Genomic DNA, 22,848 nt, shown 5'->3' with positions numbered 1-22,848 from the left:
AAAAAAATATCATTTTTACTTAGTAATAACCATTTCCAAATTATTTATATAAAATGAAGAGAGTTTTATTTTATTGTTTATCTTTATTTCTTAATTACTGTTATTCACAATGCAATAGTTATTCCGGTTGTAATCCCAATACTGGTCTTTATTCTAATAATGATCCAGAGAATATAGACTATGATAATATCATTACTGCTTTTCATACAAGTGTTATTAAAGATGCATTTAATAATTACAAGATATGGGGAGCATATGCAAATGCGAATGGAGTAGATCCAGTATTATTTCCACAATACATTAATGCAACTAATTATCCTGGATTAACAGGAGATGTAATGAAAGTAGCACTAGGTTCAAGTGGCGCTCCACAATTAATTGTACTCACTAGTGATGGATTATTTGTCTCCGGATATCCTGGAATGGTTATTCCTATAAGTATCAAGTCTACTAATAACTTTGAAAAAATTAGTGTTAATGGAAAATCTAATGGTCTTCCAACCGGTGTAATGCCTGCTGATGTTAAAATGATGTTCGCCACTGCCAGCTCTCTTACAATAACTACTTGTTCGGGTATAGTTTATGTTCTAAGTGAATTGCCGCTTGCGCGTGGCAATGGACAAACAGGAAATGATCGCGAGTGGGCTACAGTCATGGAAAATCCTACCACTCCATTATCAGGTATAATAGTTGCTAGAGGGCAAAAAAACATGGGTTTTGCGCTAAAAAAAGACGGAACATTATGGACGTGGGGAGAAAATGTCTTTTCTGGTAAAAGTACCGACGGACGTAATGAAATTTACGATTTTGCAACAAAAATGATTTTACCTTCAACTATTCATGGGATTAAAATGATACAAGTTGCAGCGCAAGGCAATAGTAATTATCATACATACTATTTGCTCGATACAAATAATACTTTATACTGCTTAGGTTATAATACAAATGGTGCATTTGGGTTTAGAACATACCCAATTGTAAAAACGTGGACACCTTCGCAATATCCAGACGGGAAAATAACAGATGATATCAAATGGATTACCTCTAATGAACATGATAATTTTTTTACAAACCTGGGAATTATTAATAAAAATGGAACAGTTTATACTGCAGGAGACAATTCTGGTGGTATGATAGGCCATGACAATTCCGGTATAAATTATTTTAAAATACCTAACGGCATATCTTCTAACGATGTTATTACATCACTTGAGGTTGGAGGACATTGCACAGCTGCTATAAAAAAAGGTACATCGCGCTATGGATATGTTGGGCATCGTATTCAGGGATCTATGGGAGACGGTGTTCCTGATATTGATTCTATTGGTATTTATGAAGACACATTTGATTTTGTTACAACACCAATCATTAATGTATGTGGTGTTAGCTGTACAGAACCAATTATAGAAAACAACTCACCACTTTGCTTTAATGACAATGCCAATTTCACAATAAGAAGCACTCCAAATGACAAGATAACATATTCTCTTAATAACGATGCTGAACAAACAGTAACAATTGATAATACAGGTATTTATACAATAAATATTCCTAAAGCAGATAAAAAACAAACGTTAAAAATTATAAAGTTTTCGAATGCTGTCTGTGACCAGAATGTTAGTATCATATCTGAAGACCAAATTATAAACAATTCTAATATCCGGATTGAAGAAACTGGAAAAAACTCGATCAATATCATTGTAGTTGGAGGTACCCCAAAATACGAATATCAGCTTTTAGATGAGGACGGAAACATTACTTTTCCTTGGCAAACAAGTAGTAGTTTTTATAACTTATCTACTCATTTTTATCAAATCCAAGTCAGAACAGAAAATACAGATTGTATTTCTAACTATGATTTTATATTTCTTGATTTACCTAACGTTATCACTCCAAATGGTGATGGGAAAAATGATGTTCTGGATTTATCATTCTTAAAAAAGGCAGCCAACTCTACATTAGAAATTTTTGACAGATATGGAAGAAAAGTACTAAGCCTCAATAATAATTCTTCCCATCAGGATTATAAAAATTTCTTTACAGGTACATATTGGTACATATTTACAAATGAAATCGGTGCAAAAAAATCGGGTTGGATTGTTGTAAAAAATCGCTGACCTTAATAATAGGAATACTTTTTGTTAACAATCGATCTAATAATTTTATTATGAAATACATCTTAAGCCTTGTAGTTTTTTTGGGATTAATGTCTTGCACAACTTCTCAGACTACAAAATACTCTAAAATAGAATACGAAGTCGGTCCTTGTTTTGGATTTTGTCCGATTTATAAAATCACAATTGATTCTGACAGAACGGCAATTCTGGAAGCAGAACATTTTAACTTCTCTCAAGGCGAAGGTCGTGGAGATCTTGATAAACCAAGGGAGGGAACTTTTAAATCAACTGTCAGCAAAGATGATTATGATAAATTGATTGCTTTGACTGACGAAGCCAACATCAAATCTTTAAAAGACAAATACGAGGACAAACAAATTATGGATGCTTCCAGAACTCATTTGAGAGTTTATTTCTCTGACGGAGGCAAAAAGGACATCGCAATATCTGCAGGCGAAAAACCGGAAAAACTTACAAAACTTTACACCTACATTTCTGAATTAAAACAAAAACAGAAATGGGAAAAGATAAAATAATATTAATTATTTTTCAACTACCTTTGCAAAATACAATTCCTTCTGATTATGGAAGGAATTTTCTTTTAATTAAAAACATTTCAATTGAATTTTGAACAATTAGGTTTAATCAAACCAATATTAGACGCACTTAAAACCCAAGGTTACGAACAGCCGACACCCATCCAGGAAAAAGCAATTCCACCTATTTTACAAGGCAAAGATCTTTTAGGAAGCGCACAAACAGGAACAGGAAAAACCGCTGCATTTGCGATTCCTATTTTGCAAAATCTTTCCGACAAGCAACAATTTAGAAATCAAATCAAAGTTCTGATTCTGACTCCTACAAGAGAATTAGCCATACAAATCGATGAAAACTTCAAAGCATACAGCAAAAACCTAAAACTAAAATCTCTGGTGATTTTTGGTGGCGTAAAGCAGCATCAGCAGGAACAGGATCTTAAAAAAGGTGTTGACATTCTGATCGCTACGCCAGGAAGATTATTGGATTTTATTTCTCAGGGCATTATCAAGCTTCATCACCTGGAAATATTTGTTTTGGACGAAGCTGATAGAATGCTGGATATGGGATTTGTTCACGATGTAAAAAGAATCCTGAAACTGCTTCCTGCCAAAAGACAGAACCTTTTCTTCTCCGCAACCATGCCGAAAGAAATCGCAAAATTGGCTTCTGAAATCTTAATAAATCCGGTAAAAGCAGAAGTTGCACCGGTTTCTTCTACAGCAGACACCATTCAACAAAGTATTTATTTCGTAGAAAAAGATAATAAAAATGACTTGCTGATTCATCTATTACAAGATGAAAAACTGGATCAGGTTTTAGTCTTTTCCAGAACCAAATATGGTGCTGACAAGATCGTAAAAAAGTTGGTTAAATCAGGAATTTCGGCTCAGGCAATCCATGGAGATAAATCCCAGAATGCAAGACAAAATGCACTGAACAATTTCAAGGAGAAAAAAACCAGAGTTTTAGTCGCAACTGATATTGCTGCAAGAGGAATTGATATCGATGAACTAAAATATGTTGTCAATTATGAATTATCTGACGTTTCCGAAACTTATGTTCACAGGATTGGAAGAACCGGAAGAGCAGGTTCAGAAGGCACTTCTTTTTCGTTTGTTGACGGTTTGGATTTAGCTAATCTCAGAAACACGGAAAAACTGATCGGGAAGAAAATCCCGGTGGTTAAAGATCACCCTTTTCATACTGATGATTTGGTTGAACAGAAAAGAGATAGCAATAACAAACCTTTTACACCAAAGCCCAAACCACAGCAGAAAAGTGAAATTGGATTTAAAAAGCCTAAAAATAAAGGATTTTTTAGAAAGAAATAAAAAAGAAAACCGGAAACAACTTCCGGTTTTTTATATTTTAAATAGTTTTAAAGCATTATCTGTCGTGACTCTGTCAATCTCCGTAAAATTAGTTTTATAAATATCTACCAGTTTTCCGGCAACTAATTCTAAGTAAGCGCTTTCATTTCTTTTTCCACGATAAGGCACTGGTGCAAGATAAGGCGAATCGGTTTCCAGAACAATTTTATCTAACGGAATTTCGTTCAGGAATTGATCTATCTTACCATTCTTGAAGGTCACTACTCCACCGATTCCCAGTATAAAATTAAGATCAATTGCATGATTCGCTTGTTCCAGATTTCCCGAGAAGCAATGGAAAATCCCGCGTAGTTTCGGATGTTTTTTTCTTTCCAATACTTCAAAAGTCTCATCAAAACTTTCTCTGGTGTGGATGACTATTGGAAGATCTTTTTCTATCGCCCAATCGATCTGTTGTTCAAAAGCCTTGACCTGAATATCCAGAGTCGACTTGTCCCAATATAAATCAATACCGATTTCTCCAATAGCTACAAAATCTCTTTGATCCAGGTAATTACGAACCAGTTGTAATTCTTTTTCCCATGATTCCGGTTGGACAGAACAAGGATGCAATCCCATCATTGAAAAAATTGTTCCTGGATATTCGGTTTCCAGAAGCAACATTTTCTGATGTGTTTCCGAATCTATTGCCGGCAGGAAAAATTTTCCAACACCTTTATCCAAAGCCCTTTGAATCATTTCTGCACGGTCTTCGTCAAATTGATCAGAATATAAATGGGTGTGAGTGTCAATCATATTAATGATGAGTGATAAATGATGATTCAAAATGTAAAAATTTATAATTCATCATTTATAATTACTAAAATATTTTATGTTTTACTTTATTTTGTTGTTCCTTGATTTTAAGGTTGATTTTATCCAGGAACTCCAGATATTTTGGATTTTTATCATCCGCAGTTTTATGGTTCAGGGCTGTGATGATCTTATTATTTTCGTTAATAAAAACTTTGGTCTCATCTGAAAAATAAGCATTCCCGAATTTTTCCCAAATGTATTGCACTGCCTGTGAATTAGGGTGAATCAAATCGCCTTTGTAAAAACGGTAATCCCGCAGATCATCCATCAATATCTCATAAACAGGAAGATAATGGCAGTTTTCTTTTCCAGGAATCGTCTCGTGAATAGCTGTTATTAATTTTGATTTACTTAGTTGATTTTCAACAATTCCATCCTTTGTATGACGAACCGGCGAAACTGTAAATAAAATCTGGACATCATCCTTGCAGATATCTTTCAGAATGTCAATCGTTTGAGTGATTGATTCAGTTAGTTCCTGATGTGTCAAAAATCGTTTCTCAAAAAACTTTTGTGGAATCTTGTGACAATTGGCTGCTAATTTCTTTTTTGGAAGAAATTCATAGATGTAGGATGTTCCAAAAGTGATGATTACAAAACTCGTATTTTGTAAAAACTGATTGGCTTCTTCTATATTCTGATTGATTTTCTCAAGAGATTTATGTGCATATCTGGAATCAAAAGACGAATGATGATCCAGACTGATGTAATTATCATTGGCCAAGATCAAATCATTTTCCTGATATTCTTTGGCATCGTAAACTTGCTGAATCGCCTGAAAAACCGAATATGGATTGAAAATAGTTCCGAAAGGATTATTCAGAGTCTGAATCTGACCTTCAGAAAATTTCTCTTGCATCTCCGTTGCAAAGCAAGAACCAATCGAAAAGATACAGTCCTCGATTCCTATTTTTTTCCCACTTTCATTAATCTCTACTTCTGTCCTGAATTTCATTTTGCTAATTCATTGATTTGTTGATTTGGCAATGTGATGGATTAATTTTCAAATCATCGCATTATCAAATTATGATATTAACTCTCTCTTCTCAAAAGATAATTAGCCAATTCCCGGAATGGTAATTTCTTTTCGTCAGAAAGATTAATTTTATCAAGGTAACTTTGTCCTATCTCGTTATGTTTCTGAATTAATCTCAGAACTTTATCATCTACTTTGGTTCTACGAAAGATTTTCTCTACACTGTAAACTTTGTCAACATTATCTGTTTTTTTAGAATACCAGTAATTCAGTTCAGATAATTCTTCTTCGTTGGCGTGTTCAAGCGCTAAGAGATAAAGAATTGTTTTTTTATTTTCGTAGATATCACCTGCATGTTTTTTTCCAAATTGTTCCTGATTTCCGAATACATCCAGATAATCATCCATAATCTGGAACGCAATCCCGATATGTTTCCCGAAGTTATACATCGCTTCTGCATCTTCTTCCGAAGCTCCTGCAATCAATGCACCGATCTGGAATGATGAAGCACTTAAAACACCTGTTTTGAAGGTAATCATCTGGATATAATCATCGTAAGTCACATTCGACATATTTTCAAAATTGATATCGAATTGTTGACCTTCACAAAGCACAGCTCCGGTCTCAGAAAATATTTTGATGCATTTTTTGAATAATTCCGGTTCCAGATCCTCAAAAAACTGATAAGCTTTAATTAGCAAGGCGTCTCCGGAAAGAATACCAACATTGATCCCGTGAAGCGTGTGGATTGTTGGTTTGTTTCTTCTCAATGGTGCTTCATCCATAATATCATCATGGATCAATGTGAAATTGTGGAAGAATTCTATTGCCAAAGAAGGCTTCAAAGCTTTTTCCAGATCACCCTTAAACAGATCGCAAGCCATCAGAACCATAATCGGACGAAGTCTTTTTCCACCATGTGAGATGATGTAGTTCATTGGACTATACAACTCGTCCGGCTTGTTGGTGAAAGTATGTTTCTCTATAGCGTCCGCTACAATTTTCTGATACTGATCTAGAAATTCCATTTAAAAAAACTTGTTTACGGCAAAAATACGATTTTTAAATACTTTTCAAATAAAATACTCCGACAAACTGCCAGAGTATTTTGTTTAGAGATGACTTCGATATTTTAACTAATAATTATCAATTCCTTATCTGAATTTTTCTTGAAACCGAGTTTTGATTTTGTTTCAAATTAATAATATATAACCCGGATTTAAAACCTTCATTCTCTAATGAAACGAAATGCATTCCTTTTTTATCCGCGATTTTTTTTTCTTTTTTGATTTTTCTGCCTTGCATATCCCATATTGTAAGATATGTTTCTCCATTTTCTGAGAGACAAAAATTAATCCCCGGACGATTTCCGCTTATCGTTTTCATATTTTTCAGTTGGCAGGTTTCAGAATTATCAGAAACAGATAAATTTTCCTGATTATAGATCTCCGTTTTTTTCAAATATTGCTGCTCAAATCCTCCGGAACAAATCAATTTCCAATTGCCATCCAGAAAAACTGAAGCTGCATTTCCCGTATTCCAAGCTGTGGGTTTATTCGTTAATTGCGACCATGTATTATTTTCAACATCAAAAAAATAATTTTCATTGGTATAAGTATCAAATGTATTATCGGTTGTTCCTCCTATGAGAATCAGTCCATTGTTCCAAGGCTGAAGTTCAAAAAAGGTTCTTGTCTGGCCGGGAAAAGAAGTTCCTTGTGTCCAATTGATAACCGAACGATTATTCTGATCTATCTCTCCAATCCAAACGTTGTTCCAATAAGTTGTAGAGAAAGTACCATTAGAACCGCCAACATAAACCAATTTGTTACCCGAAATAGAAACTGCACCATAAGAAAGTGAAGCTCCCGGAGAGGGAACTGCGTTACATTCCCGCCATTTGTTTTTGTTGATATTATAGACAAAGGTTTTTTCCGAGTTATAACTTCCCACCACATAGATTAAACTGTCCTGGTAAGGGACCGCATCACCATCTGTAAAGGACCTTGGAAAATCTGCCGCATTATTCCACAAATCATTTTCTATATTATACTTATAAACTTTTCTAGTAACAGTTCCCGGTGTTGTGACCATTCCTCCGATGATGAAAATATTGTCTCCTATTCTTGCGCTTGCTGCGCCTAAAATCGGTGTTGGAACATTTTGTTTTGCATCCCAAACATTGGTTTTGATATTGTAACGGTAGGTTTTGTTGGAAATAATTCCCTGATCATTCCTGCCACCAATAATATACATATAGGCATTATCATTCGGATCAGTGTAAGAAATTGTATTTCCTGCTCTGATTCCTTCCGGCATATCTGCTCCTATTGTCCATTGTCCAAAGAAAACCCCGCAAAAGACAAACAATAAAATAAATGGTAATAATTTTTTCATTTTTTTATTAAAATTAATTAGTAAAAAGATTGAAAAAACCGAGTTGCAGTACAAAACCTAAAGAGATTCATATACACCATTTTTTAATCTTTTTATAACATCCAGGCTGTTGATTTGAAAAATGCAGCCGTTGGTATATTCAAAAGTGTAATTGGTTAGAATTATTAACATCTGAAAGTTAAAAGACGTAGTTTTACCTTATGAAAAAACGGTTTGTCAGACATTTCATATTTTGGTTATTCTATTTGGTATTAGAAGTTTACACAGAATATTACTGGATGGAAATCCAGTACAAGCAATCTGTATATTCAACATTTGTTCACGCATTATTAGAGGAATTTTTGACAATATTAATCATCAAAATGCCGATGGGATATCTAATGCTGAATTTAATTTCAAGATTCAGGAATAAGAAAAATAACCTCAGATTGATTATTTTATTATCATTGATATTAATTGCTTTTTCGGTTTTGGGTTATCTGTTTTTAGTTTACTTTATTGTGCCTTACATTTATCCGCATCTCAAGATTGTAGGAATATACGGTTACGGTGGAATGCTGAATTCTTTTATGGATAAGATTTTCCTGGCGTGTGTGATGATTGCTCTTTATGAATATTCAGCCGGTCAAAAAATGAAACAGCGCGAGTTAATATTAATAAAAGAAAAAACCGAAGCAGAACTGAGCTTTCTAAAATCTCAAATCAATCCGCACTTTTTGTTTAATACTTTGAATAATATTTATGCTCTAGCAAGAGAAAAATCAGATAAAACGGCTGATATTATTTTAAAATTATCCGGTCTTCTGCGGTTTATGCTATATGAAACCAAGGAAAAATTTGTTCCTATTTCCAAAGAGATTCAGTTCATCAATACTTATCTGCAAATACAGAAAATCCGTTTTGATGACCGATTGAAAATCGAATTTGAAAATCTTATAGACAATAAAGAAAAATTGGTTTTACCTTTGATACTAATTCCGTTTTTGGAGAATGCTTTCAAACACGGTGCAAGCGAAAGTACAGATAAAAAGTTTATAAACATCAATCTCGAACTCAAAGGTAATATACTGAACTACAGCATCATTAATTCTTTTGAAAATAATGAGATTGAAAAAAATACAGGTATTGGTCTGATTAATTTTGAAAGACAGCTGAAACTGGTTTACAATGATTTTCGTTTGCAAACCGGAGCAGAAAATAATATATTCACAGCATCACTCTATATTAACCTGAATTCTTATGAACCTTAAATGTATAATAATTGAAGATGAACCACTAGCTGTGAATGTAATGAAAGATTACATCCAGCAGATTCCTTTTCTGGAACTCATAGCCGTCTGCAATGATGCAATAAGTGCAATGCAGAAGCTGAGTGAGCATCAAATCGATCTGATGTTTCTTGATTTGCATCTGCCGAAAGTCAAAGGCCTTGATTTCTTAGCTGCCATCAAAAATCCGCCAAAAGTGATTATTACGACAGCCTATCACGAATTTGCCGTAGAGAGTTATAAATATCAGGTTTTGGATTATCTTTTGAAACCCATTGAATTTGAAAGATTTGTGACTTCTGTTCTGAAAGCTTTACCCGTGGACTCAAAATCAGATAATCAAAAAACAAATGAACCTGAATTTCTTTTCTTTACGGTTAATAAGAAAAGAACAAAAATTCAGGTTAGTGAGATTCTTTATATAGAAAGTCAAAAAGAGAACATCAAGATTGTTCTAAGAGAAAAGACAATCATTACCCGGCACTCTATTAGCGAACTTGAAAAAACTCTGCCTTCGGATTTTATTCGTATCCATAGGTCTTTTATTATTTCAAAAAATAAAATAGATACCTTTGATTCCCAATCTGTAGAAATTCAAAACAAATCAATTCCTATAGGAAGAAACTATAAAAACTATATTAAAGATTTATTAGAATATTAAAAAAACAACACTACAATCAGATAAGTAATCCCTGCGATAATTGCACTAATTGGAATTGTAAGTACCCAAGCCCAAAGTAAACTAACGGTAACACCCCATCTTACAGCTGATACTCTTTTTGTTAATCCAACACCAATGATTGATCCTGTAATGGTATGAGTTGTAGAAACCGGGATTCCCAAATGATCTGTAATAAATAATGTCACAGCACCTGCCGTTTCAGCGCTTACGCCTTCCAAAGGTGTTACTTTTGTAATTCTTGTCCCCATTGTTTTAATGATTTTCCAACCACCACTCATTGTTCCAAGACCTATTGCTAAGAATGACACAAACGGTACCCAAAGGTAATGCTGTGCAAAATAGGCAAATCTCTCGGCTTCAGGAATGCTAAGATATTGTGGGTCGTGTATCATATTAACATGAAAATAGATCATTGCTGCGCCAATAATTCCCATTACCTTCTGTGCATCATTGGTTCCGTGACCAAGACTGAATAATGCTGATGAAACCAACTGCAGCTTTTTAAATGCACGTTCTGCCTTGTGAGGATTTGATCTCTTGCAGATGTTTACAATAATCAATGTGATGATAATGGAAACAAACATTCCGATAAAAGGCGCCAGGAATATGAAAAGGAAAATCGGAATTACAACTTTATACTTAACGATATTTTGTGAGAACAGCTGTTTGAAAGACTGTGTCACAGTTTCAAAAAATGAATATTCCGGGTGCGTCTGTGTGATCACATGGTAATCTGTAATCAAAGCATGCATCAAAGCAGCTCCGATAAAGCCACCAATTAATGTATGTGATGATGATGACGGAATCCCGAACCACCAGGTAAACAGATTCCAGGCAATGGCTGCTACTAATCCAGCGAATATTACTTCCAATGTGATGAAGTTTTCATCCACGGTTTTGGCAATCGTATTACCAATTTTGAACTCGCCAACGACATAAGCGGCGATAAAAAAAGCAGCAAAGTTCCAGAGTGCTGCCCAAAGAACTGCCTGAAAAGGCGTCAAAACTTTTGTAGAAACAATGGTTGCGATAGAGTTAGCCGCATCGTGGAAACCATTGATAAAGTCAAATATTAACGCTAATGCGATAATAATAATTAGTAGAATTGGAAACTCCATCCGTTTTATTTTTTGATCTCGCTCTTATGCGTATTTGATAACTATGCTTTCCATTGTGTTGGCAACATCTTCTGCTTTATCAGTAACGATCTCCAGATAATCCAGAATAGATTTTTGCTTAATGATCAAGATAGCATCATTAGTCTCAAACAGTTTTACAATAGCCTGGCTCAAAACGTCATCTGCGATATTCTCGTATGAATTGATCTTGATACAAGATTCTCTCACCTCATCAGGATTTTTGAAATCTTTTAGATTTTCCAAAGCTTTCTTAATTTCGAGGCAAGATTTGTGGATCAGTAATGAAAACTCCGAGTAAACCTTATTGTCCGGACTTTTATATAAATAAATATATTTTGCAGAAGCATAGATATAATCTGCGATATCATCTAAACCAGAAGCTAGATAATTGATATCTTCTCTGTCAAACGGTGTGATGAAATTTTCTCCCAATTGTACAAAAATCTCATGCGTAAGATCATCCAATTTGTGTTCGTAATCACTCATCTGATTCAACAGCGTTTCGTCATTGATATCAAACTCTAATAAACCTTCATGAAAAGTTTTTGACATCTCTACCAGGTTATCCGCTACGCGAAGAAACAAATCAAAAAAGATTTTATCTTTTGGCTGGAATGCTCTGAAAATATTACCTATTCCCATTTTTTAATGTTAATTTCTGCAAATATGATAAAAAACAAAAGGCGATGAAAATTTTTATGTTAAATAATTATTAAGATTAAAAACAAGAAAAACCTGTTGATTAACAGGTTTTTACATAATAATTTTCTAATTATAAACAAATATTGTTCATTAATTTGCAACTTCTGCACGCATTTCTTTTCCCCGAAATTTCATACTAGTTAATCCATCCAAAACTTCATTCTTGAATGACTTTTCGATTTCAAAGAAACTGAACTTGTCCAAGATTTCGATATCACCAATGTCAGCTCTCTTTTTGGATTTGGAAGTTGCCTTGTTGATGATCTCCAACATATCCATTTTTTTCAGTTGGTCTCTTTTTCCAAGATTGAAGAAGAATCTTACCATATCCTCATTCTTTCTTCTCGGTTTTCCACCTCTGTCATTTCTATCATTTCGGTCTCTTCTTTCTCTTTTTTCACCATTTCTTTCACGCTCTCTTCCTCTTTCTCTTCTGCTACCTCTATCGTCTCCTCTAGTATTGAATTCTTGCTGTTGGATATCGTTTCTGTCTTTATAATAAGTCGCAAGATCTTTCAGTTGGAATTGTAGTAACTGATGAACCAATTCTTCTTTAGTAAAGCTGGAAAGATCAGGAATCAAAGAATCATCAAACTCGAATATGTCTTCGTGTTCTGTCAATAATTTTTCGAAAACACCGCCAACCTGAGCTTTGATAATATCTTTTCCTGTAGGGATTTTCTTCTCCTCGATTTCGATTTTAGTTTCAGATTTGATTTGCTTCAATTTTCTGCTTTCTTCCGGCTTGATTAATGCCATAGAAATCCCGTCTTTTCCTGCACGTCCTGTTCTACCACTTCTGTGAACGAAAACCTCTGGATCATCCGGTAAAGAAAAATGGACAACGTGCGTCAAAGAATCCACATCCAAACCTCTAGCCGCAACGTCTGTCGCAACCAGGATATCAATGTTTTTCAATCTGAATTTCTTCATCACCGTATCTCTCTGTGCTTGCGAAAGATCACCGTGAAGAGCATCTGCAGCATAACCGTTTTGCATCAGGAAGTCTGCAACTTCCTGAGTTTCCATCCTGGTTCTGCAAAAGATAATTGAGTATTGGTTCGGATTAGCATCAATCAATCGCTTCAAAGCCTCTTTTTTCTGCCTGTAACCAACCACATAATATTCGTGCTTGATATTTTTCTTAACCGCATTGATAGACCCAACAGAAATTCTGTGAGGATTCGTCAAATAATTTTTAGAGATACGTTCTACTTCTTTGTTCATCGTTGCAGAGAATAAAAAAGTCTGTTTTGTATCCGGAGTTTCGCTAAGAATTGTTTCCAAATCATCTTTGAACCCCATTGATAACATTTCGTCAGCTTCATCCAAAACTACCCATTGTACTTCAGAAAAATCTAAAGCTTTTCTGCCGATCATGTCGATCACACGACCCGGAGTTCCCACAATAATCTGCGGTTTGTCTCTCAAAGATCGGATCTGATCCATAATACTGCTACCACCATAAACTGCTGTAGTTTTGATGTTTTTCAGGTATTTTGTATAATTTTTGATGTCTTTGGTAATCTGAAGGCAAAGTTCACGAGTAGGGCAAAGCACCAATAATTGGATTTTACGACTGTTGTCGTCTATCATATCCAAAATCGGAAGCGAAAATGCTGCTGTTTTGCCTGTTCCTGTTGCCGCAAGTGCGATGAGATCGCGAGTATCTGTAGAGATAAAAGGAATAGTCTGTTTTTGGATTTCTGTCGGCTCTACGAAGCCGAGGTCGCCAATCGCCTGAAGAACTTCAGCGCTAAGATTGGATTCCGTAAATAAATTCATTTAAAGATCGTCTAATTTGGTGCAAAGGTACGATTTTTATTTTTGCTAACAAAACGACTTCTTTTTTAACGATTCTTTATTACAGAAAATTAATATTGGAAAGTTAAATAATTACTGAATATAAAAAGTATTAATCCATTTAACATTCTGCAACATTCACAGCAACAGCTAAGCCACCTTCGGAAGTTTCTTTGTATTTAGAATTCATATCCAATGCTGTTTCCCACATCGATTTGATAACACTATCCAAAGACACTTTCGCTTTGGTTGGGTCGCCATCCAAGGCTAATGATGCTGCGGTAATCGCTTTCATTGCGCCCATAGAATTTCGTTCGATGCAAGGGATTTGAACCAATCCGCCAATCGGATCACAGGTTAATCCAAGATGATGTTCCATTGCGATTTCTGCCGCCATCAGAACTTGTCCCGGTGTTCCTCCAGAAATCTCAGTTAGTCCAGCGGCTGCCATTGCTGAAGAAACGCCAACTTCTGCCTGACAACCACCCATTGCTGCGGAGATAGTCGCGTTCTTTTTAAATAAAGTTCCGATTTCTCCCGCAACCAAAAGAAATCTGATAATGTCTTCTTCAGAATTGAATTCTGTAAAAGTCTGGGCATACATCAAAACTGCAGGAATCACACCACTTGCGCCATTAGTTGGAGCTGTAATGATCCTTCCGAAAGATGCGTTCTCTTCATTCACAGCAAGAGCAAAACAGGAAACCCACTTGGTAACTGAGCTGAAAGTTTTTTGCTCGTTCTTTACCATTTCGAACCACTCGTTCTTATTTTTGTAGATCTGAGTTCCAAGCAATTTCTCATTCATTTCGGAAGCTCGTCTTGTGACATTCAAGCCGCCGGGAAGAATTCCTTTCTTGTTGATGCTCTTGTAAACACAATCTTTGATGTTATCCCAAATCTCTAGAGCTTTCTGACGGGTTTCTTCCTGAGTTCTCCAAGATTCCTCATTTAACAAAACCAAATCAGAAATTTTATTGAGATTCAGTTTTTCACAGTACTTCAGTATGTCGCTACCGTGATGACATGGATACAATGTCCTCACGCATCTGTCTTCCATAGAATTATCTTCTTTGGTTGCGACAAATCCACCTCCAACGGAATAATAATCCTGACTAAATTCTTTACCGTTTTGGAAAATAACTTTGAAAATCATTCCGTTGGGATGAAAATCTAGGGATCTTTCTTTGTTAAGGATCAAATGATATCCGTAGATAAACGGCAACCAGGCTTCTCCTCCAAGATTGATTTTTTGTTCCGATTTTATTTTTTCAATTTTCTCATCAATCTTATTTGTATCGATTGTTCGGAAATTTTCTCCACTGAGACCAAGCATTCCTGCAATGTCAGTTCCGTGCCCAACACCGGTTTTTGCCAGAGAGCCAAAAAATTCTACAAAAACTTCTTTCACATCTTGTAAAGAATGATTTCGTCTGACTAAATCCAGAAACATTTTCGCTGCGTTCCAAGGTCCCATTGTGTGGGAAGAAGATGGTCCAATCCCGATTTTTATGATATCAAAAACACTGATAGATTCCATTCAATTGTAAAAAATTATCGTTTGTAAATGTAATTGATTTTTGAAACCGATACAACTTTATATTGTTATTGTTGCTGAACGCAAAGAGCGCAAAGTTTTTTGAAATTATTGAAAATATTTTTAAGGTTCACAAAAGTGTAAAGCTCAACGAAGAAAAACCATCCAACTTTGTCATTTTGTAGGAATCTCTACGCAAATTGATAGCTTAGATTCCATGCTTTACTCCGTTTCGCTCTGAATGACAAAATGCTATTGATTTGTACTATTAATTTTAACAGTGAATGTCACACGCAGCCCAGCTTGAGCGAAAATCCTTTTACGCAGCGAAGGAAAGTGAAAAGATTGACTAAGTTGAACGACTACGTTGGGTTTGGGAGCGGAAGACGGAAATAGCTGCCAAAAAAATTATACAAAAATAGCTTTGAGAATCTCGGAAACTTGTTTTGCTTTGGTTAATGGGAAAAGATGTGTTGCATTTTTGACGATAAAATCCGGTCGAGAATTTTTGATTGGGAAGACGATGTCTTTGTCAGCCAAAATCTGAATCACATCGGGCAGTTTTTCGAATTTCCACTTCGCAACTTTATCCATAGACCATTTCAGATAATGTGGATCTTTAATTGTCAGATATTGATTAAGATTGCTGTTTTTGGAATCGAATATTCTTTTTAGAAACGCATATAAAATCGAACTACTGTTACCAAAAAATTTTAACGGTATATATTTAACAGCATTAATTTTACCGCCTGCTTTGATGAAAATCGACTTTTCCTGATCTGAACGAATGCTTCCCAAGATGACAATTTTTTTTGCAGGTTTCAGCTTATGAATCTCCTGTACCATTATCCCTCCGAATGAATATCCCATTAAATAAAAATCTTCTGAATCATCTATTACAGCAGACATCCTATTAACATAATGATAAAAATCCTCATTTTTTTCAGGGATTAGCCAAGGAATGTGAACTACCTCAACTTCCGGATTGAAAGTCAGTTTTTCCAGAACTTTTTCATCTGCACCAAGACCACTTATGATGTATAATTTCATTTGGTAAAATTCTTTTGTGTTTTGGTCAAATTTAACAACAAAAAAAGAGCAGAAAAAATTCTGCTCCCGAAAAATCATATATTTTTCCGAAATTATTTCACACTCACTTTTACTTTCAAGTCTACATCATCCTTTACTAGAACGTCCTGCATCGTAGATTTGTAAGCTACATCAAATTTTTGTCTGTCAAAAGAAAATTTATCCGATTCCAAAGTTACAACACCTTTGTTCGATGTGATTTTTGCTGGAAAAGACACCGGGTTTGTTTTACCTTTTACAGTCAGGTTTCCGTTAACTACAAAATTGTAATCTTTGTTTGAGTTTTTCTTTACAGAAGTAATTTTATACGTTGCAGTCGGGAACTTTTCAACCTCGAAGAAATCACCATTTTTCAAGTGACCATTCAATTTTCCTTGATATTCTCCTGATAAATCTGTAGAATTAATAGTTGTCATATCTAATACAAATTCTCCGCCTACAACAGCTCCGTTTTTAAGAACAAGGTTACCCGATTTTACATTTACAGTTCCATCATGAGAAGATGCTTCTGTTTTTGCAATTTTATAACCCCACCAGTGTACATCGGAACTCGTTAATTTCTTTGTCTGTCCAAACGCTAACCCACTTGCTAAAACTGCTAGTAATAATACTTTTTTCATTTTTTAATAATTTAATGATGCAAATCTAATTAGAATCATTCAAAATTGAAATTGATGTATGATAAGTTTTAAAAAAAAATTAACGCCTCCAAATTAATGAAGACGTTAATTATGTGTCATAGTTTGATTAATATTTTTAGATTTTCTTAGAAAACCGAAAAATTCTGATTATTTACCCAAAGGAATGTTGTAAGCAAAACCTACACCAATTGCACCGGCATTATATTTCTGATCAGCAATCTGCCCTTTATCTCCGGTAAATGTTTTGTTATACTGTACAAAAAAGTTCCAATCACGGTTGTGATATCCAATTTCCGGTCTGATGTAAAAACCTCCGTCTGGTCTGTCAACATTGACGTTACTCGCTACTTTATCATCTCCAACGATAAATCCATAACCTAAATCTGTTCCAAAATAAAATCCGGTTTGCTGCGGATAGAATCTGAAAAGTGCCGCAACAGGAATTACACCGAAGTCATTGTTATCAACATCTACTCCGCTAATTGTTCTGTTTTTTCCGAAGTAATGATTATAACCTGTAGCGATACCGAGACCAAAACCCGGAGTTATTAAATTCTGATAAGATAAATCCACTCCAAGATTTGCGGCAGTATTACCTCCGGTTGATATACCAGTGTTAAGGCCTACTTTGAACATATTGGTCATATCAGCACTCTGAGCTGAAACTAATCCTCCAGCCAAAATCCCCAGACCTAATACCAACTGCTTTAAAGTTTTCATATTTTTAAATTTTAAATTTTACAAAGGTCATACTTGTAAATTCCGTGCCAAAATAGATTTTTTGTTTGACAACTCTAACAATACAACCACCAACAAACTAATTTTCAATTATTTAAAAATAATTAAATATTAAAATTTATTCACAAACTGATATTTTCATCAATTTTGATTTAACAATTGGGTGATTACTCACTCCAACTGATAAATTATCACTTATGAATAATTTCCTGAAAAATAAGCATTTGATTTCCAGAGCAGGCTTTGGAATTCATCATAACGATATCGAAAAGTATAAAAATCTGAGTCCGAAAAAGCTTTATCAGGAATTAAAAAACAACTCAGAGTATAAAGTTTTACTGACAGATTTTCCAACTGTCACGCCTGAGCAATACCTGGAAATGTCAAAAGCGCAGGATAGAAAACCCCTGAATCAGTTTAATAATTTATACAATAAGAACTTCAGAAAATCATGGCATTCTCAAATGATAAATTCACCGTATCAGCTTCGGGAAAAAATGGCATTTTTCTGGCATGGGCATTTTGCAACAAGAATTCAACATGCGCTTTTTAATAAAGAGATTATAGAAATCTTTAGAAAAAATGCTTTGGGAAGTTTTCGCGACCTGGTTTTCGATGTATCAAAATCATCTGCAATGCTCAATTTTCTTAATAATCAACAAAACAAAAAAGCGAAACCCAACGAAAATTTTTCTAGAGAGTTAATGGAATTATTCACACTAGGAAGAGGAAATCTCTACACAGAAAAGGATATCAAAGAATCTGCAAGAGCTTTTACTGGTTGGAGCTATAATGAATTAGGTGAATTTACAGACAATAAAAAACAGCATGATGCGGGAGAAAAAGTATTTCTTGGAAGAAATGGAAACTTTGATGGAACAGACATTATTAATATTATTCTTGAGCAACCAGAATGTGCAGAATTCATTACCAAAAAGATTTATCAATTTTTTGTGAACGACATAGCTGATGAAAAAATTGTCAAATCTCTCAGTCAGAAATTTTACAAATCAAATTATGATATACTTACGCTAATGGATGAAATTTTTCTTTCAGATTGGTTTTATTCTGATGAAAACATTGGCTCAAAAATAAAGTCACCTGTTGAATTAATTGTTGGAATCCGCCGGATAATGCCGATGGATTTGCAAAATAAAGATACCATTTACAACTTTGAAAAAATACTTGGACAAGAGCTTTTACAACCACCGAATGTTGCAGGCTGGCCTACCGGACTAGCATGGATTGACAGCTCTACTCTACTTATAAGAATGAAAATACCTTCTGTAATGGCTGGTTATAAAACCCTGGATATTGAACCAAAGCCAAATGACGATGTCAATATGGGAAAAGAAGAAAACAAAGTAATTGTAAATCAAAATCAAAATACAATTACAATCCATTGGGACAGCATCAATAACATTCTTAATCAAGACTTATTCAGTATTTTATTGCCAAAATCCAATGAAAAATTACAAAATACAATTTTGCAATTTAATTCTGATAAAAGTAGGAAACATCTTATGATAAGTATTATGTCAACACCAGAATATCAACTTTGCTAAAAAATGATGTTATGATTATTAATAGAAGAAACTTTATAAAAAGCAGCAGTCTAGCTGCAGCATCTTTCTTTTTCCCAAACTTCTTAGAAGCTTTAACTTTACCTGAAGCTATTGAAATGAACGGTAAAATACTAATTATTTTACAATTAACTGGTGGAAATGATGGTCTCAATACGATTATTCCTGTCAAGAATGATATTTATTTTAAACTAAGAAATAAGATTTCTATTAAAGAAGAAAATGCACTATTATTAACAGATGAAGCCGGAATCAATCCTGATTTGAAATTTCTTAAACAATTATATGATAATGGTGAATTAGCTGTGCTGAATAATGTAGGTTATCCTGATCCCAATAAGTCTCATTTCCGAAGTATGGACATCTGGCAGTCTGCAAGCGGAAGTAATGAATTCATCAATTCTGGTTGGTTGGGAAGATATCTGGATGAAGCGTGTCATAGTTGCCAAAATCCGACGCAGGCAATAGAAGTAGATGACCTTCTAAGTCTTGCAATGAAAGGAAATAATAATAAAGCGATTGCTTTTAAGGATCCTAAAAAACTCTACGATTATAGTGTGGAGAATTTTTACAAAAAGATTATTACGGATGGCCACGACCATGATTTGGCTAGCTATATGTACAACACTCTAGGAAGTACAATTAACAACTCCGAATATATATTTGAAGAAAGCAAATCTAAGTCAACAGATAAAGTTTACCCAACAACTCAAATAGGAAAAGACTTCAAAACAATTGCATCACTTATTAAATCTGACATCAATACACAGGTTTATTATCTTTCTATCGGGAGTTTTGATACCCATTATAATCAAAACAAAAGTCAATCAAACTTGTTCAAAATGATAGATCAAGCGGTCAAAGTTTTTGTTAAAGACATGAAGGAAAATGGAAAATTCAATGATATTATGATCATGACTTTCTCCGAATTTGGTAGACGTGTTGCTCAGAATGCTAGTAACGGAACCGATCACGGAACGGCCAATCAAATGTTCTTCATCAGCGGCGGACTTAAGAAAAAAGGATTATTGAATCCACTTCCAGACTTGACCAATCTTAAAGACGGTGATTTGATTTACACCGAAGATTTCAGAAAAGTCTATGCGACGGTTCTTAAAAGATGGCTCAATTCCGATGATAATAAAATCCTTGGAAAGGATAATGGTTATTATGATTTTATCTAAAATTTAGATATAAAGAAGACATTTTATAGTTTCCATCAATAAACGGTTTTGATGAAAACTTTAATTTATATTTTGCACAATATAATTTTACGCAATAAATTTGCTCCATCAAAATAATTTAAATCATAAAAAATGAAAACATTGTACAGTATTGGCGCAACAGCCAAAGGAGGAAGAAATGGACACGTTAAAAGTGACAACGGAGTTTTGGATCTGGAAGTGAGAATGCCAAAAGGTTTAGGAGGCGCTAATGATGATTACGCAAATCCGGAAATGCTTTTTGCTGCAGGATATTCAGCTTGTTTTGACAGCGCATTGAACCTCGTTATCAAACAAAGTAAAATCGAAACCGGCGAAACAACCGTAACAGCAAAAGTAGGCATCGGCCAAATTGAAAATGGCGGATTTGGATTAGAAGCAGAATTGCACGCTAATATTCCGGGAGTGTCTTTGCAGCAAGCTCAGGAATTGATTGAGAAAGCGCATCAGATCTGTCCTTACTCTAACGCAACAAGAGGAAATATCGAAGTTAAGTTGACCGTAAGCAACGATTAATAAAAACTAATTCTTTTATCTTTGACGAATTATTGAATTGTTATTAAGAAACTCAATATGGAAGATTTATTAAAATTGGACAAGCAACTTTGCTTCTCTGTTTATGTTTTACACCGCGAAATCATGCAGTGTTACCGTCCTATTCTGAAAAATATTGGGTTGACTTATCCGCAATATATCACAATGATGACGCTCTGGGAAAAGGATGATTTGACAGTGAATCAAGTAGGGGAAATTTTACAATTGGACAACGGAACTTTGACGCCGCTTTTGAAAAGGCTGGAATCTAAAGGCTATCTGGAAAGAAAACGCAGCAAAGATGACGAGCGTGTTGTAAAAATTCACTTAACGGAAAAAGGCACAAAACTCAGGGAAAAAGCCACTTGCATCCCGATGGAGCTAGCAAAAGCAACGAATCTAAGCATCGATGAAATAATGGAATTGAAATCACTGTCTGATAAAGTTGTTCAAAAAATTAACCAATAAAAAAAGAGCTATTCGTTTTTGAATAGCTCTTTTCTATTTTAAATTAATTTGGATTAATACTCAAACAAAACACTTCCCCAAGTAAAACCACTTCCGAAAGCCGACATACAAACCAAATCGCCACGTTTCATTCTGCCTTCCTGAATCGCTTCGCTCAAAGCAATTGGAATGGAAGCCGCCGTTGTATTGCCATATTTCTGGATATTAACGAAGACTTTTTCGTCCGGTAATTTCAACAATTGCTGAACATATTGCGCGATTCTGATATTCGCTTGGTGAGGAATTAATAAATCCAAATCTTCAATCGATTTTCCTGCTTTTTCAAGCGCTTCCAAAATGGTTTCCGGAAATCTTGTTACAGCGTGTTTGAAAACGAAATTTCCGTTCATCACAGGATAGATATCTTCTGCTGTCAAAGAATCTGGATTTTTAAGAAGATTGTCACTCCAGCCTAATTTAGTTCCAGGAAATTTTACAGCTAACTCTTCCGCATATTTTCCTTCAGAATGCATATTCACAGACAAGATACCTTTCGCATCCTCGTCCTCACTTGCAGATAAAACCACTGCGCCAGCCCCATCACCGAAAATCACGGAAACACCACGTCCGGCATCTGAAAAATCCAATCCAAAAGAATGAATCTCTGCTCCTACAACCAAAACATTTTTATATAGACCAGATTTGATAAATGCATTGGCAACGCTCATCGCATAAACAAAACCTGAACATTGATTACGAACATCTAAGGCGCCGATTGTATCACAACCCAGCATCTCTTGCAACAGCACACCTGAACCCGGGAAATAATAATCCGGAGACAAGGTTGCAAATACAATATAATCGATATCTTTGGCGGTAAGGTTGGCATTTTTGAGGGCAATTTCTGATGCTTTCAAACCATAGAAAGATGTTGTCTCTTCAGAATCCACACGGTTTTTGCGATGTCTTCTTTCTTTGATTCCAGTTCTTTCCGTAATCCACTCATCATTAGTGGTCATTAGCTTAGAAAGGTCATCGTTGGTCACTACATTTTCCGGAACGTAATGTCCCACACCTGATATTACACTTTTAAACATTCTTTTGATTCAAAAATTTCGACAAAAGTAAATATTTTATTTATTACATAAGTTCCGGAACGACAGATTTTTTCTATTGGATTTTGAACCTGCTTTAGGGGCATCATATCTTAATTATTATTTTTTTTGGCGCCTATATCCGTCTCCAG

General features: G+C 34.8%; 21 protein-coding genes. 9 read left to right on the top strand and 12 right to left on the bottom strand.

The window, feature by feature from the left end; all coding sequences use genetic code 11:
- Nucleotides 1-53: 53 nt before the first annotated feature.
- The 3 genes from QOL71_RS08835 (at nt 54) to QOL71_RS08825 (ending at nt 3,988) form a co-directional block, all read left to right on the top strand.
- Nucleotides 54-2,117, top strand: a complete 2,064-nt coding sequence (locus tag QOL71_RS08835; protein ID WP_283416571.1) for a T9SS type B sorting domain-containing protein — start codon at nt 54-56, stop codon at nt 2,115-2,117.
- A gap of 50 nt (nt 2,118-2,167) precedes the next feature.
- On the top strand, nt 2,168-2,653 hold the full coding sequence (locus QOL71_RS08830) for a DUF6438 domain-containing protein (protein WP_283416570.1): 486 nt from the start codon (nt 2,168-2,170) through the stop codon (nt 2,651-2,653).
- 84 nt (nt 2,654-2,737) lie between these two features.
- Complete coding sequence (locus QOL71_RS08825) at nt 2,738-3,988, top strand: DEAD/DEAH box helicase (protein WP_283416569.1); 1,251 nt, start codon at nt 2,738-2,740, stop codon at nt 3,986-3,988.
- Between the two features lie 30 nt (nt 3,989-4,018).
- Here QOL71_RS08825 and QOL71_RS08820 read toward each other — a convergent pair whose 3' ends face one another.
- The 4 genes from QOL71_RS08820 to QOL71_RS08805 form a co-directional block, all read right to left on the bottom strand.
- A complete protein-coding gene (locus QOL71_RS08820) occupies nt 4,019-4,783 on the bottom strand; it encodes a TatD family hydrolase (protein ID WP_283416867.1) in 765 nt (254 codons plus the stop codon).
- Nucleotides 4,784-4,847: 64 nt separating this feature from the next.
- The gene (locus QOL71_RS08815) at nt 4,848-5,798 is read right to left on the bottom strand and encodes a GSCFA domain-containing protein (protein ID WP_283416568.1); all 951 of its coding nucleotides are present in this window, start codon (nt 5,796-5,798) and stop codon (nt 4,848-4,850) included.
- A gap of 77 nt (nt 5,799-5,875) precedes the next feature.
- Entirely contained in the window at nt 5,876-6,847 is a 972-nt protein-coding gene (locus QOL71_RS08810; protein ID WP_283416567.1) for a polyprenyl synthetase family protein, read from the bottom strand.
- A gap of 118 nt (nt 6,848-6,965) precedes the next feature.
- Complete coding sequence (locus QOL71_RS08805; RefSeq protein WP_283416566.1) at nt 6,966-8,216, bottom strand: Kelch repeat-containing protein; 1,251 nt, start codon at nt 8,214-8,216, stop codon at nt 6,966-6,968.
- A 200-nt stretch (nt 8,217-8,416) separates the two neighbouring features.
- Between QOL71_RS08805 and QOL71_RS08800 the strand changes: the two genes are divergently transcribed.
- Nucleotides 8,417-9,466, top strand: a complete 1,050-nt coding sequence (locus QOL71_RS08800; RefSeq protein ID WP_283416565.1) for a sensor histidine kinase — start codon at nt 8,417-8,419, stop codon at nt 9,464-9,466.
- The gene (locus tag QOL71_RS08795; protein WP_283416564.1) at nt 9,456-10,145 is read left to right on the top strand and encodes a LytR/AlgR family response regulator transcription factor; all 690 of its coding nucleotides are present in this window, start codon (nt 9,456-9,458) and stop codon (nt 10,143-10,145) included. The genes QOL71_RS08800 and QOL71_RS08795 overlap by 11 nt, the downstream gene beginning before the upstream one ends.
- Here the strand turns inward: QOL71_RS08795 and QOL71_RS08790 are convergent.
- The 7 genes from QOL71_RS08790 to QOL71_RS08760 form a co-directional block, all read right to left on the bottom strand.
- On the bottom strand, nt 10,142-11,284 hold the full coding sequence (locus tag QOL71_RS08790) for an inorganic phosphate transporter (RefSeq protein ID WP_283416563.1): 1,143 nt from the start codon (nt 11,282-11,284) through the stop codon (nt 10,142-10,144). The genes QOL71_RS08795 and QOL71_RS08790 overlap by 4 nt on opposite strands.
- Nucleotides 11,285-11,308: 24 nt before the next feature.
- Nucleotides 11,309-11,947: a DUF47 domain-containing protein gene (locus QOL71_RS08785; protein WP_120213539.1), complete on the bottom strand. Its 639-nt coding sequence runs from the start codon at nt 11,945-11,947 to the stop codon at nt 11,309-11,311.
- Between the two features lie 150 nt (nt 11,948-12,097).
- Entirely contained in the window at nt 12,098-13,792 is a 1,695-nt protein-coding gene (locus tag QOL71_RS08780) for a DEAD/DEAH box helicase (protein WP_283416562.1), read from the bottom strand.
- Between the two features lie 139 nt (nt 13,793-13,931).
- Nucleotides 13,932-15,350 carry an L-serine ammonia-lyase gene (locus QOL71_RS08775; protein WP_283416561.1) on the bottom strand — a complete coding sequence of 473 codons (1,419 nt, stop codon included), beginning with the start codon at nt 15,348-15,350 and terminating at the stop codon, nt 13,932-13,934.
- Nucleotides 15,351-15,755: 405 nt separating this feature from the next.
- On the bottom strand, nt 15,756-16,397 hold the full coding sequence (locus tag QOL71_RS08770) for an alpha/beta hydrolase (protein WP_283416560.1): 642 nt from the start codon (nt 16,395-16,397) through the stop codon (nt 15,756-15,758).
- 92 nt (nt 16,398-16,489) lie between these two features.
- Nucleotides 16,490-17,056 carry a YceI family protein gene (locus QOL71_RS08765; protein WP_283416559.1) on the bottom strand — a complete coding sequence of 189 codons (567 nt, stop codon included), beginning with the start codon at nt 17,054-17,056 and terminating at the stop codon, nt 16,490-16,492.
- Between the two features lie 168 nt (nt 17,057-17,224).
- A complete protein-coding gene (locus tag QOL71_RS08760; RefSeq protein WP_283416558.1) occupies nt 17,225-17,797 on the bottom strand; it encodes a hypothetical protein in 573 nt (190 codons plus the stop codon).
- A 215-nt stretch (nt 17,798-18,012) separates the two neighbouring features.
- On the opposite strand from QOL71_RS08760, the gene QOL71_RS08755 reads away from it, so the two are divergent.
- The 4 genes from QOL71_RS08755 to QOL71_RS08740 all read left to right on the top strand — a co-directional run bounded on the left by QOL71_RS08755 (nt 18,013) and on the right by QOL71_RS08740 (nt 21,623).
- The gene (locus QOL71_RS08755; RefSeq protein WP_283416557.1) at nt 18,013-19,380 is read left to right on the top strand and encodes a DUF1800 domain-containing protein; all 1,368 of its coding nucleotides are present in this window, start codon (nt 18,013-18,015) and stop codon (nt 19,378-19,380) included.
- Nucleotides 19,381-19,391: 11 nt separating this feature from the next.
- A complete protein-coding gene (locus tag QOL71_RS08750) occupies nt 19,392-20,582 on the top strand; it encodes a DUF1501 domain-containing protein (RefSeq protein WP_283416556.1) in 1,191 nt (396 codons plus the stop codon).
- Between the two features lie 132 nt (nt 20,583-20,714).
- Nucleotides 20,715-21,137 (top strand): organic hydroperoxide resistance protein, encoded by a 423-nt coding sequence (locus tag QOL71_RS08745; protein ID WP_283416555.1) that lies wholly within the window; start codon nt 20,715-20,717, stop codon nt 21,135-21,137.
- 57 nt (nt 21,138-21,194) lie between these two features.
- A complete protein-coding gene (locus tag QOL71_RS08740) occupies nt 21,195-21,623 on the top strand; it encodes a MarR family winged helix-turn-helix transcriptional regulator (protein WP_283416554.1) in 429 nt (142 codons plus the stop codon).
- Nucleotides 21,624-21,676: 53 nt separating this feature from the next.
- Here QOL71_RS08740 and QOL71_RS08735 read toward each other — a convergent pair whose 3' ends face one another.
- Complete coding sequence (locus tag QOL71_RS08735; protein ID WP_283416553.1) at nt 21,677-22,699, bottom strand: 3-oxoacyl-ACP synthase III family protein; 1,023 nt, start codon at nt 22,697-22,699, stop codon at nt 21,677-21,679.
- Nucleotides 22,700-22,848 lie beyond the last annotated feature (149 nt).

Source organism: Epilithonimonas pallida (genome assembly GCF_900182975.1).
Lineage (GTDB): Bacteria > Bacteroidota > Bacteroidia > Flavobacteriales > Weeksellaceae > Epilithonimonas > Epilithonimonas pallida.
This window is presented reverse-complemented; position numbering and strand designations above follow the sequence as displayed.

Bases quoted from the DNA above. Each gene is read 5' to 3' on its own strand.
- QOL71_RS08835 (WP_283416571.1), top strand. From the start codon at position 54: ATGAAGAGAGTTTTATTTTATTGTTTATCTTTATTTCTTAATTACTGT.
- QOL71_RS08830 (WP_283416570.1), top strand. From the start codon at position 2,168: ATGAAATACATCTTAAGCCTTGTAGTTTTTTTGGGATTAATGTCTTGC.
- QOL71_RS08820 (WP_283416867.1), bottom strand. From the start codon at position 4,783: ATGATTGACACTCACACCCATTTATATTCTGATCAATTTGACGAAGAC.
- QOL71_RS08815 (WP_283416568.1), bottom strand. From the start codon at position 5,798: ATGAAATTCAGGACAGAAGTAGAGATTAATGAAAGTGGGAAAAAAATA.
- QOL71_RS08810 (WP_283416567.1), bottom strand. From the start codon at position 6,847: ATGGAATTTCTAGATCAGTATCAGAAAATTGTAGCGGACGCTATAGAG.
- QOL71_RS08805 (WP_283416566.1), bottom strand. From the start codon at position 8,216: ATGAAAAAATTATTACCATTTATTTTATTGTTTGTCTTTTGCGGGGTT.
- QOL71_RS08800 (WP_283416565.1), top strand. From the start codon at position 8,417: ATGAAAAAACGGTTTGTCAGACATTTCATATTTTGGTTATTCTATTTG.
- QOL71_RS08795 (WP_283416564.1), top strand. From the start codon at position 9,456: ATGAACCTTAAATGTATAATAATTGAAGATGAACCACTAGCTGTGAAT.
- QOL71_RS08790 (WP_283416563.1), bottom strand. From the start codon at position 11,284: ATGGAGTTTCCAATTCTACTAATTATTATTATCGCATTAGCGTTAATA.
- QOL71_RS08785 (WP_120213539.1), bottom strand. From the start codon at position 11,947: ATGGGAATAGGTAATATTTTCAGAGCATTCCAGCCAAAAGATAAAATC.
- QOL71_RS08780 (WP_283416562.1), bottom strand. From the start codon at position 13,792: ATGAATTTATTTACGGAATCCAATCTTAGCGCTGAAGTTCTTCAGGCG.
- QOL71_RS08775 (WP_283416561.1), bottom strand. From the start codon at position 15,350: ATGGAATCTATCAGTGTTTTTGATATCATAAAAATCGGGATTGGACCA.
- QOL71_RS08770 (WP_283416560.1), bottom strand. From the start codon at position 16,397: ATGAAATTATACATCATAAGTGGTCTTGGTGCAGATGAAAAAGTTCTG.
- QOL71_RS08765 (WP_283416559.1), bottom strand. From the start codon at position 17,056: ATGAAAAAAGTATTATTACTAGCAGTTTTAGCAAGTGGGTTAGCGTTT.
- QOL71_RS08760 (WP_283416558.1), bottom strand. From the start codon at position 17,797: ATGAAAACTTTAAAGCAGTTGGTATTAGGTCTGGGGATTTTGGCTGGA.
- QOL71_RS08755 (WP_283416557.1), top strand. From the start codon at position 18,013: ATGAATAATTTCCTGAAAAATAAGCATTTGATTTCCAGAGCAGGCTTT.
- QOL71_RS08750 (WP_283416556.1), top strand. From the start codon at position 19,392: ATGATTATTAATAGAAGAAACTTTATAAAAAGCAGCAGTCTAGCTGCA.
- QOL71_RS08745 (WP_283416555.1), top strand. From the start codon at position 20,715: ATGAAAACATTGTACAGTATTGGCGCAACAGCCAAAGGAGGAAGAAAT.
- QOL71_RS08740 (WP_283416554.1), top strand. From the start codon at position 21,195: ATGGAAGATTTATTAAAATTGGACAAGCAACTTTGCTTCTCTGTTTAT.
- QOL71_RS08735 (WP_283416553.1), bottom strand. From the start codon at position 22,699: ATGTTTAAAAGTGTAATATCAGGTGTGGGACATTACGTTCCGGAAAAT.